The organism is Enterococcus sp. DIV1682a (assembly GCF_051711005.1).
GTDB classification, from domain to species: Bacteria; Bacillota; Bacilli; order Lactobacillales; family Enterococcaceae; genus Enterococcus_B; species Enterococcus_B hirae.
Genome location: NZ_JBIOLT010000001.1, coordinates 2294455 through 2305000, shown reverse-complemented (window position 1 = coordinate 2305000; position 10546 = coordinate 2294455). Strand labels below are relative to the sequence as shown.

Below are 10546 nucleotides of genomic sequence, written 5' to 3'. Positions count from 1 at the left end.
AGGTGGAAGGTAATATGTATTTAAAAATCTCTGAAAAAGCGCAGGAAAGATTAGAAAAGTATATCCAAGAAGGTGCCATCATCATTCTTGACCTAGATGATGGTGTGGGTAAGTATTCTAAGATGGGTGTGTGTTCGTTAGATACGAGCTTCCGTCTATTGTTATTAGCTAGCAAACAAGAGAAAACAGACTATCCAATGAAGATTGACAGTGATATGGGAGCCATTTATATCAAAGACTATTCAAAAATGTACATGGATGAAACGATGACGTTAACTTTAGACCCCCGTTTAAATAGTTTTAAACTTGAATCCCCTAGTGGAACTTTGGATAACCAAGTCCCTCTAGTTGATTTACGCCCTTAAAGACATGCAGTTGTGACAGCAGTGTTTAGCACTGAGAAATAAGCTGGAGAATCCAAAAATAGTTCTTCTTATTTTTTGGATTCTCCAGCTTATTTTCGATACTACTTGGAACATCGTAGATCAGAGGATGCGAAAAGAGCGTTTTGATCTGAGCGCTCACTAAATAGAAACTGCGATGAGTAATTGCAGGGCCAATAAGGATGGGGATCTTGAAACAGCTTCTCATATTATGAAAAATTCAGGCTTATTGCAAGGAGTGGTTGATTGAACACTGTTTACTCGTTATTAGAGTAAACCTAAGATTTATATCTAAGGCACTAGTCCTTTACGTTTATTTACAACTAGCTATTCATTACAGCTTAGTTTTATTAGCTATAAAATCATATAGTATTTAAAAAAATGAAGATAAAAAAACAACGTAACCTTATTGTTAAAACAACAGGTTACGTTATCTAAGTAAGCCACTTGCCGGGCTTGAACCGGCGACCTCTTCCTTACCATGGAAGCGCTCTACCAACTGAGCTAAAGCGGCATGATTTCTTAATACAAGTAATAGAATAACGAAAATAATCAATTTTGTCAATATCTAAAACAAAAAAAATTGGGTTTCATAGGATGATCATTCTAAATTGTATAAATAACAAATTTTGGACAGTGATTTTTGTGAAAAAACAAAAAAATATGTAAAAAAAGTATTGCGTTATTTAAGATAAATTGATATTATATACATGTACTTGATTCCGGCATAGCTCAGTTGGTAGTAGCGCATGACTGTTAATCATGATGTCGTAGGTTCGAGTCCTACTGCCGGAGTACTTCAACCACAGCTTAGAGGCTGTGGTTTTTTTGTTATTCTCAAAAACTTTTGAGAATAACAAAAAAGGGTTGTCGTGAGGGGGATTCAGCCGATTTGTTGTAACGATTAAAAGTGAGTCGTTGTATTTCAAACCACTTAAGGGTAGAATTAAAGATATATTTTTGATTGGAAGGATGATTGGATGAAAGCTATTACACCTGAAATGACGAAAAAATTTGCAAAAGGTTTTGAAGAAAACAACAAGCAACAAGCTCTACAAAGAGCGGTAGTAAAAAATGGGATCACCGCTTCTGCTGAAAATGTGGCTGCCCATGTGTCTAATACACCGGTTTTTTCAATTGATTTAACAACGGGAAAGGTTTCAAATCAGAAACAATCTGGTCGTTGCTGGATGTTTGCAGCATTAAATACTTTCCGACATAAATTGCTCAATCAATTCCATTTGAAAGAATTTGAATTATCACAAAACTATACGTTTTTCTGGGACAAATATGAAAAAGCTAATTATTTTTATGAAAATATTATCGCAACAGGGAATGATGCCTTAGATAGCCGAAAAGTAGCCTTTTTATTAACAACCCCACAACAAGATGGCGGACAATGGGATATGATTGTTTCCCTCTTCCAGAAATATGGTGTAGTTCCTAAATCTGTTATGCCAGAAAGTGCAAATAGTTCAAATTCACGAGATTTAAATAATTACTTGAATAAATTGTTGCGTAAAGATGCGACGGTCTTACGTGAAATGATTGCCGGTGGTGAAACTGCTGAAGCGATTCAAGCAAAAAAAGAGGAAATGCTAGAAGGAATCTATCAATTTTTAGCCATCTCCTTAGGAACACCACCAAAAGAATTTGATTTTGAATACCGTGACGAAGAAAACAATTATCATATTGACCAACAGCTTACACCTCAACTCTTTTATGATAAATATATTGGTGTAAAACTAGATGATTACGTTAGCATCATCAATGCACCGACAAAAGACAAACCTTTTGATCGTTCTTACACTGTAGAAATGTTAGGTAATGTGGTTGGCGGGAAAGAAGTTCGTTACTTGAACGTAGATATGTCAACGTTTAAACAGTTGGCTATTGCCCAACTGGAACAAGGAGAGTCCGTTTGGTTTGGTTGTGATGTTGGACAATCTTCAACTAGAGATAGTGGGGTCATGGCACTGGATGTTTACGACATGGATGACTTATTCGATGTAGATTTTACGATGACTAAAGCACAACGTTTAGATTATGGTGAAAGCTTAATGACCCACGCGATGGTATTGACGGGAGTCGATCTTGTTGATGGGAAATCAACGAAATGGAAAGTCGAAAATAGCTGGGGAGAAAAAGTTGGCAATAAAGGATTTTTTGTAATGAGTGACGATTGGATGAACGAATACACGTATCAAATCGTTGTTCGCAAAGATTTGTTGTCGAAAGAGCAACTCCAAGCCTTCAATGAAGAACCAATCGTTTTAGCTCCTTGGGATCCAATGGGCGCATTGGCTTAAAAAACTGATTCTACTCAAAGTATGAAGAAAATAGACGAATTGGTGTCTCAGATTACTGAAAAAGAAAGTAAATGAGGGATTGAAAGAAAGACGAGGTTAGTCTTCGAAATTAGTAGGGTTGCTAATTTTGAAAGAAGCCTCTCTTTTTTTGTCTATAAATATGAGCAATGGGCTTTTACTGTTGAACAAAGAGTTACTAGACTCATTTTCTTTGTTTTAGATTCTCTGTGATATAATGATAGCTAACAAATAGGTTGGAAAAGCATGTGAGGAGGAGTAGAGATGAATATTCAGTCGGTGTTAGCAGAAATCCAATTAGAAGGCAAAGTGATACCTATCACTGGTGGGGACGTTAATCAAACGTATCGAATTGAAGAGCAAAATAAATCATATTTCTTAAAGCTTCATCCTAATATTGGAAAGTCTTTTTTTGAAGCAGAAGTGGATGGGTTAAAAGAACTAGCTCCCTACGTTCGAGTACCTGAAACTTACATGCTGGGTGAACAAAAAGATGGTGCCTATCTTTTGATGGAATGGATCGAACCTGGTAAAGGAGATCAAAAAGATCTAGCCGTTTCTTTGGCGAAATTGCACAAGGTAACCGCTCCTCAATTTGGGTATCGAAAGGATAACTATTTAGGGACCGTTCCGCAATTCAATCATGTGGAAGAAGATTGGTGGCTTTTCTTCTTCAAAAATCGTCTAGAAAGTCAAATTGCTTTGGCACAAAAAAACAACCATTGGAATCAAAACCGCCAAGAAACATTTATTTCTTTTAAGCAATATGTGTTAGAAAACTTTAGTGATAAAAAGATTGTCCCTAGCCTCTTGCATGGCGACTTGTGGAGTGGTAATGTGTTCTTTGATCAGCAAGGAGAGCCAGTCTTCGTTGATCCAGCCGTTTCTTACGGTGATCGTGAGCAGGACATAGCTATGAGCCAGCTATTTGGTGGATTTCGTCCAGAGTTTTTACAAAGTTATCAAATGGTCTATCCTTTGGAAAAAAATTGGGAAAAGCGATTGCCGATTTACCAGTTATATTATTTGTTAGCCCATCTAAATATGTTTGGGGAAAGTTATGGTTCACAAGTGGATCAATTATTAGCGAAAAGATAAGAGGAGGGTGTTTTTTTGGCAAAGAGATATACAAAAAAACATGAAGTTTCATATTATGAATGTGACATTAATCAGACCATGACATTTCCATCAATGTTAGGAATCGTGATCAAGACATCGGAAGATCAAAGTGATGCGCTTAATCGTGGCAGTAAATTTGTCAATAGTTTTGGACTGACTTGGGTCATTACTAATTATTCAATGACAATCACTCGTTTGCCTAAAGTAGGAGAGACGATTTCTATAACAACACAAGCCATGGAGTACAATAAATTCTTTTGTTATCGTAATTTTTGGATTCATGATGAAGAAGGTACAGAACTGGTAAAAATAGAATCAGTTTTTGTATTAATGGATTTTGTGAATCGGAAAATGAGTAGCGTCAATGAAGAAATTATTGCACCGTTTGAAAGCGAAAAAATCAAAAAAATCAAACGGCAAGAAAAAATAGAAAAGATCGAATCGGGCACGATGTTACCTTATCGCGTGCGTTTCTATGATATCGATAGTAACCAACATGTGAACAATGCCATGTATTTCAACTGGATTATTGATGTCTTAGGCTATGATTTCTTGACGACACATGTACCAGAAAAAGTTTTGATCCGTTTTGACAAAGAAGTGGAATATGGAAATGAAATTGAAAGTCATTATGAACAAGTAGAGATGGAACATGGTGTGAAAACAAGACATGAAATCAGAATGCAAGAACAACTCTATTGTGAAGCAAATATCACTTGGAAAAATAAATAAACAGCTAATAGCAAACGATGTTCCAATTGGAAAGAGGTTGTCGCAGAAGTGTCTAGCTCTGGGAAATAAGCAGGAACAACAAGGGAAAAAAGGGACTGAGACAAAAGTTGTCTCAGTCTCTTCTAGTATCTCTAAAAACGAATAAACGGTGAGACAAAAGTAGCATCTTCGGAAATAAGCCGAAATTTACCAAAAATTTGAGAAGCAATTTTCGGAAATTCCTTCTTATTTCTTGATGCTGAACACTTTTGTCTCAACCTCTTTTTTGATTGATTGCCGAAGTGCTGAATAATAAAGAATTCTTTAGGTGTTCATACTTTTGGACATTCTAACATGGAAATAAGACTTTTGGATATCCAGTAATAGGTAAGGATCGATAACCTTCCATGATTGAAAAAAGAATGCGCAAAATTGGTTCAATTGCTAAACGAACACTGGATTTTTTTAGAACGGAATTTTAATGTCAGGAATTTTTGTATGTGATTTAGCTATAACTTATTGAGTAATAAACGAAATCAATGATTGATCTTTTAACCCGTGATTCAAGGCAATCAGTAGTTTGATGCGAGCTTTTTGGCTATTGATGCTATTACAAAAAATAATCCCCATGTTTGCTAATTCCTTTCCGCCACCCTCGTAGTCATAAACAGGTTCTGCTATCCCATTAAAACACCGGGAAACTAAGACCACTGGGATTTTTTGTACTAATAATTTTTTCAAAGCTGTTACAGCTTGTGGTGGTAAATTGCCAGCTCCTAAAGCTTCGATCACTAGGCCATCTACTTTGGTATGGGCGATAGCTTCTAATAGATCACCTTGCATCCCCGCATAAGCCTTAACGATTGGGATCGTACCATTGACTGAAGTGATATCTAAGCGTGTAGTTTCTAGTAATTCTTGCATAAATAAGATCCGATGTTTTGTTACTAGACCAATTGGACCTAATGTGGGTGTACGAAAAGTGGCAACATTTGTCGTGTGGGTTTTGGTCACGTAACGTGCGGAGTGGATCTCATCGTTCATTACGACCAATACACCTTTTCCATTTGCTTCCTTACAACTAGCGACTCGAATAGCACTCTCGAAATTGTACAGCCCATCGCTCCCTAATTCGTTGCTGGATCGCATAGCGCCAGTTAGTACGATCGGCAGTTTATCTCCAATCGTCGTGTCTAAGAAAAAGGCGGTTTCTTCTAACGTATCTGTTCCATGAGTGATTACAACACCGTCAAACTCCAAATGATAGGCTTCATTAATCCGATTTTTTAAAATCAACATATGCTTAGGCATGATATGAGGTGAAGGAAGATTAAAGATATCTTCTATTACTAAATCAACATCTTCTGGAATTTCAATTTCAGCATCTAGCAAAGGATTCACAACATCAGGACTCACTCCACCAGTTAAAAGATTTTCTCTCATGGCAATCGTTCCGCCAGTGTGTAAAATTAGAATTTTTTTCATTTTTTTTCGGACTTCCTTACATATAATTTTGCATAGGCTTTAACGCTTATTGTATACTATATGAAAGAGTTTTGCTATCCGTGGCATTGAGCAATGAGTAGTAAATCTCACTATACATAGTTGATTTTTGGATGGAAAAGCAAAGGTGGCTTGAAATGATACGAATCGGATTAACCTCATTTAAAGAACATGATAAATTGACTGGAAAAAAGAATAACACACTTTATGAGTATGCTAGATATTTGCCATTAGTGGAGCTTGATACAGCTTACTATGGAATCCCAAGACGAACTTCGGTAGAAAAATGGGTGCAAGAGGTTCCAAATGATTTTCGTTTTGTTGTTAAGGCGTATCAAGGGATTAGTGGTCAAGGAGACTGGGAAAAATATTATCAAACAGAAGAAGAAATGATTGCTAAATTTCTGGAAGTAATGAAACCAATGAGTGATGCGAACAAGCTTTTTTGTTTTTTAGTCCAATTTCCAGCTTCCTTTAAATGCACCAAGGAAAGTGTACAATACCTACGTAAGCTTCGAAAATGGTTTGCTGGCTATCCGGTAGCAATCGAACTTCGGGACTTTTCGTGGTACAGTGAGGAATTCGTTGAGCGCACGAGAAGCTTCATGACTCGAGCAGAATTTTCTTTGGCAGTAATTGATGAACCACAGTTGTTAAACACAACAGTTCCTTTTGACCCATTCATCACGAATCCAGACTTTGCTCTTTTCAGGTTTCACGGAAGAAATGCTCAAGGTTGGCAGGCCAATGATAAAGATTGGCGTAAAAAAAGAACTCTTTATCGCTATTCTGAGCAGGAACTGAGAGAACTAGCAACTGCTATTGACTCTGTTAGCTCAAAAACGAAAGAAATCGGAGTTATCTTTAACAACAATTCTGGTGGAGATGCTGCAGAAAATGCGTTAGCTTTACAAAAAATATTAAAAATAAAACCGGAAGGCTTAAACCCACAACAAATGGATTTATTTTAGAGAGGGAGCGTTGAATGATCAAAGCAATTTTTTTTGATATTGATGGCACATTAGTCAACGACCGTTCAAAAGCACTTGCTTCGACTAAACGTGCGATTAGCTATGCTAGAAAAAATGGGATATTGTGTGGTGTAGCAACTGGGCGGAGTCCAGTTAAAATCAAAGAAGTGATTGATGAATTGGAATTAGATATGTATGTTGTCTATAATGGACAATTGGTATTTACTGCCGAACGAACGATTGTAGATCAACCATTTGATCAAGTCGTTTTAAGTAAGATCGTGGAATATGCTGATAAGAACCATCGCCAGATCATTTTTGGTGGAAGAGATCAACTAGCTGGTTCGACCACGATGCTATTAGGACAGTCGATTTTAATCAAACGTTTAGTTAGTTTATTACCAAAAAAATTTCCCGTTCGATTGATGAAAAAAGGACTGCAAATTTTTAGCCCACATCGACAGAAAAAGCGATATGAGGCACTGGAGATTCTTGATGAGCCAATTTACCAATGTATTTTATTGAGTCAGGAATCAGAACAAGAAAAATTAGAAGAGCGGTTTCCGGAGTGCAGCTTTCAACGGTCCAATGCGTATACCGTTGATATCATTCCAAAAGGTGGCTCAAAGCTTTCAGGAATTGCAGCCTTTGCCAAAGACATGGGGATCGAAATGACCGAGATCATGGCATTTGGTGATCATTATAACGACATTGAGATGCTGGAAGGTGTCGGAATCGGGGTTGCTATGGGGAATGCTCAAAAAGAAGTTAAGCAAGCTGCTGATTATGTGACGGATACCAATGAAAAAGACGGAATTTATCAAGGACTGAAGCATTATGGTTTGATTTACTAAAACAGTTGATAGACTAGACTTCAGTAAAAATGTTAAGAGAAGTAAGAAAAGAAGGTAGAAAAAGATGTCTGAGAAAACACCCTTTCAACAAGTAGAAGAGTTTCATAAAATTTTTGATCCTCGTTCACCTGATGTACCGACTGCATTTTCGAAACAAGCAGCCATTTATCGTGCAGAATTTAAAATCGAAGAATTAGTCGAATTGATTGCGGCCAATTGTCAGGGAGATCAGGAACAATTACACGAAGGAGTAACAGCTCTTCACGAAGCATTAGAGAAAGCAGAACAAAAAATGTTGACTAAAAAAGAATGGGGACAAGCACCTTTGATCGAGCAAGTCGATGCTTTAACCGATCTTTTATATTTTACTTATGGTTCTTTTTCATTATTGGGTGTTGATCCTACGAGGATATTTGAGATCGTTCACCAAGCAAACATGGGGAAATTATTCCCAGATGGTAAACCACATTATCATCCGGTCACGAATAAGGTATTAAAACCTGATAACTGGGAAGAGCAGTGTGCCCCTGAACCTAAGATCGCTAAAGAAATTCAACGGCAAATCGCCCAAGCGACTCGAAAGAAACAGTCTTGAATAGACGAAACAAACCAAAATAAACCGGCGTTTCATACTGGTTATGCTATTTTCTAGGTAGGAATAAAAGATTTTCGATGAAGTTAGTGAATGCTTAAAAATTGTGTGTTATAATTTACAATAGATGTCTTTTGCACGGAAGACGTATTTATTGTTTTATGCACACAAATTATTTAACTAAGCATAAAAAATAGATGCATATTGAAAACGGAGGTACCTTAAATGGGAAATAATGTTATCATCGGAATCGTCATAGCAATCATTATAGTCGCCCTAGTCGTCTTTTTGGTTAGTTACTATATGAAGAAAAAAAACCAAGATCGATTGGACGCCTTGGAAAAGCGCAAGGAAGAATTATTCGACTTGCCTGTGATTGAAGAAGTCGATGATGTTAAAAAAATGCATCTGGTGGGGCAAAGCCAAAATACCTTTCGTGAATGGAGTCAAAAATGGAATGACATATCCACTTCCTCGTTTGCTGAGTTAGAAAGTCAAATTTTTGAAGTAGAAAATCTTAATGAGAGTTTCCGATTTTTAAAAGGTAAAAAAGCTGTGATCGAAGCAGAAAAAACCATGGACCAAATGGAAAAGAAAGTTTCTGAGATTCGTGATGGACTAAAAGAGTTACGTGAAACAGAAGAACGTAATTCACTAGCGGTTCAGCAAGCTTTGGATGTCTATGAAGAACTGAAAGAAACAATCAGAGAAGATGAGCAAGAATACGGTCCTGCGTTTCCTGAATTACAAAAGCAAGTCAAGATGATCGAAAATGAATTCACGCAATTTGTTGCATTGAATACTTCAGGTGATCCTGTTGAAGCTCGAGAAGTTTTGGATAAAGCAGAAAAACATACGTATGAAGTTGAAGCTTTGATGAAAAAAGTTCCGCCGTTATTTGAAGATTTGAACACTACTTTCCCAGAACAACTGGAAGAAATCCAGCAAACTTATGAAAAATTGATGCAGGAACAATATGTTTTCCCAGAAGAAGATCTTGTTGGTGAGATTGAAAAAGTAAGCCATCGTATTGAAAGTTCATTAGCAAATCTTGAAAAAACAGAAGTTGAAACGGTTGAATTCGAGAATCGTGAAACTGCTAGTATGATTGATTCGCTCTATGACATTCTAGAGCGGGAAATGGAAGCCCAAAATTATGTCACAACCAATCAAGCAACCATTGAACAATACATCAAACATGCCACAAAAAACAATCGTCAATTATTGATTGAGTTAGATCATACTGCTCAAAGTTATGCGTTGAATCATAATGAAATTGGTCGAGTACGCGGATTCCAAACAGAAGTGGAAGAAATCGAACGTCAAAACGAACAGATGAAACCACAAATCCAGCAACACTTGTTACCATATTCTGAAGTACGGACTTTCTATAAAAAAGTATTCAAAGTTTTAGAAGATATCGAAAACCAACAAGTTGAAATCGATGACTCACTACACGAGTTAAGAAAAGGTGAAAAAGAAGCGCAAGAAAAAATCGATACTTTCGAATTTAAATTGCGTAATTTGAAACGTTTTGTAGAACAACAACGTTTGCCTGGTCTACCAAATGATTATTTAGAATTTTTCTTTGTGGCAACTGATCGGATTGAAGAGCTAAGTATCGTGCTAAATAAAATCAGAGTCAATATGGAAGAAGTCAATCGCTTAGTTACGTTATGTGAAGAAGATTTAGACTTACTTGATAAGAAAACGCATGATTTAGTGGATGCTGCAGCACTGACAGAACAAATGCTACAGTATGCAAATCGTTATCGCCACACACATGAAGAAATCAGAGAAGCAATTGATAAAAGTTATTACTTATTCAATAAGGAACATCATTATCAAGAAGCTCTGGATGAGATCGGTACAGCACTCGAACGTGTTGAACCTGGTGCTTTCAAGCGAATTGAAGATTTTTATTTTAAGAATCCTGATTTAGTTTAATAAAACTAACTAAAAAGGCAACACTGGTCAATCCACCAAGTGTTGTCTTTTTTCGTGTTCAATTACACGAAACTTTCTGAAAAAACAACCTCCTCTTGAAAGCAATTGGGACAACCGTTATAATAGTAAAGAATTTCAA

Annotated in this window: 9 protein-coding genes and 2 tRNA genes; 9 read left to right on the top strand and 2 right to left on the bottom strand. The window is 36.7% G+C overall.

The genetic code is table 11. The features are described 5' to 3' along the window. Positions 1 to 14: 14 nt before the first annotated feature. Entirely contained in the window at positions 15 to 365 is a 351-nt protein-coding gene (locus IGJ23_RS10540) for an iron-sulfur cluster biosynthesis family protein (protein ID WP_438774941.1), read from the top strand. Positions 366 to 824: 459 nt separating this feature from the next. Here the strand turns inward: IGJ23_RS10540 and IGJ23_RS10535 are convergent. Further along, positions 825 to 897: transfer RNA gene (locus IGJ23_RS10535), tRNA-Thr, on the bottom strand. A 207-nt stretch (positions 898 to 1104) separates the two neighbouring features. Here IGJ23_RS10535 and IGJ23_RS10530 point away from each other — a divergent pair. The 4 genes from IGJ23_RS10530 (at position 1105) to IGJ23_RS10515 (ending at position 4561) form a co-directional block, all read left to right on the top strand. Further along, a tRNA-Asn gene (locus tag IGJ23_RS10530) sits at positions 1105 to 1178 on the top strand. 185 nt (positions 1179 to 1363) lie between these two features. Next, a complete protein-coding gene (locus IGJ23_RS10525) occupies positions 1364 to 2692 on the top strand; it encodes an aminopeptidase C (RefSeq protein ID WP_053765753.1) in 1329 nt (442 codons plus the stop codon). 282 nt (positions 2693 to 2974) lie between these two features. After that, positions 2975 to 3808, top strand: a complete 834-nt coding sequence (locus IGJ23_RS10520) for a fructosamine kinase family protein (protein ID WP_010718739.1) — start codon at positions 2975 to 2977, stop codon at positions 3806 to 3808. 15 nt (positions 3809 to 3823) lie between these two features. Beyond that, complete coding sequence (locus tag IGJ23_RS10515) at positions 3824 to 4561, top strand: acyl-ACP thioesterase domain-containing protein (RefSeq protein WP_438774940.1); 738 nt, start codon at positions 3824 to 3826, stop codon at positions 4559 to 4561. 495 nt (positions 4562 to 5056) lie between these two features. On the opposite strand, the gene IGJ23_RS10510 is transcribed toward IGJ23_RS10515, so the two are convergent. Next, on the bottom strand, positions 5057 to 6025 hold the full coding sequence (locus tag IGJ23_RS10510) for an asparaginase (protein ID WP_438774939.1): 969 nt from the start codon (positions 6023 to 6025) through the stop codon (positions 5057 to 5059). A 155-nt stretch (positions 6026 to 6180) separates the two neighbouring features. On the opposite strand from IGJ23_RS10510, the gene IGJ23_RS10505 reads away from it, so the two are divergent. From IGJ23_RS10505 to IGJ23_RS10490, 4 genes are all read left to right on the top strand, one after another. Then, the gene (locus tag IGJ23_RS10505) at positions 6181 to 7014 is read left to right on the top strand and encodes a DUF72 domain-containing protein (RefSeq protein ID WP_178285716.1); all 834 of its coding nucleotides are present in this window, start codon (positions 6181 to 6183) and stop codon (positions 7012 to 7014) included. 14 nt (positions 7015 to 7028) lie between these two features. Further along, entirely contained in the window at positions 7029 to 7868 is an 840-nt protein-coding gene (locus IGJ23_RS10500; protein WP_034698936.1) for a Cof-type HAD-IIB family hydrolase, read from the top strand. A gap of 64 nt (positions 7869 to 7932) precedes the next feature. Beyond that, entirely contained in the window at positions 7933 to 8463 is a 531-nt protein-coding gene (locus tag IGJ23_RS10495; protein ID WP_438774938.1) for an HAD family hydrolase, read from the top strand. A 222-nt stretch (positions 8464 to 8685) separates the two neighbouring features. Next, positions 8686 to 10407 carry a septation ring formation regulator EzrA gene (locus IGJ23_RS10490; protein ID WP_010718733.1) on the top strand — a complete coding sequence of 574 codons (1722 nt, stop codon included), beginning with the start codon at positions 8686 to 8688 and terminating at the stop codon, positions 10405 to 10407. The last annotated feature ends 139 nt before the right edge of the window (positions 10408 to 10546 follow it).

Bases quoted from the DNA above. Each gene is read 5' to 3' on its own strand.
- IGJ23_RS10540 (WP_438774941.1), top strand. From the start codon at position 15: ATGTATTTAAAAATCTCTGAAAAAGCGCAGGAAAGATTAGAAAAGTAT.
- IGJ23_RS10525 (WP_053765753.1), top strand. From the start codon at position 1,364: ATGAAAGCTATTACACCTGAAATGACGAAAAAATTTGCAAAAGGTTTT.
- IGJ23_RS10520 (WP_010718739.1), top strand. From the start codon at position 2,975: ATGAATATTCAGTCGGTGTTAGCAGAAATCCAATTAGAAGGCAAAGTG.
- IGJ23_RS10510 (WP_438774939.1), bottom strand. From the start codon at position 6,025: ATGAAAAAAATTCTAATTTTACACACTGGCGGAACGATTGCCATGAGA.
- IGJ23_RS10505 (WP_178285716.1), top strand. From the start codon at position 6,181: ATGATACGAATCGGATTAACCTCATTTAAAGAACATGATAAATTGACT.
- IGJ23_RS10500 (WP_034698936.1), top strand. From the start codon at position 7,029: ATGATCAAAGCAATTTTTTTTGATATTGATGGCACATTAGTCAACGAC.
- IGJ23_RS10495 (WP_438774938.1), top strand. From the start codon at position 7,933: ATGTCTGAGAAAACACCCTTTCAACAAGTAGAAGAGTTTCATAAAATT.
- IGJ23_RS10490 (WP_010718733.1), top strand. From the start codon at position 8,686: ATGGGAAATAATGTTATCATCGGAATCGTCATAGCAATCATTATAGTC.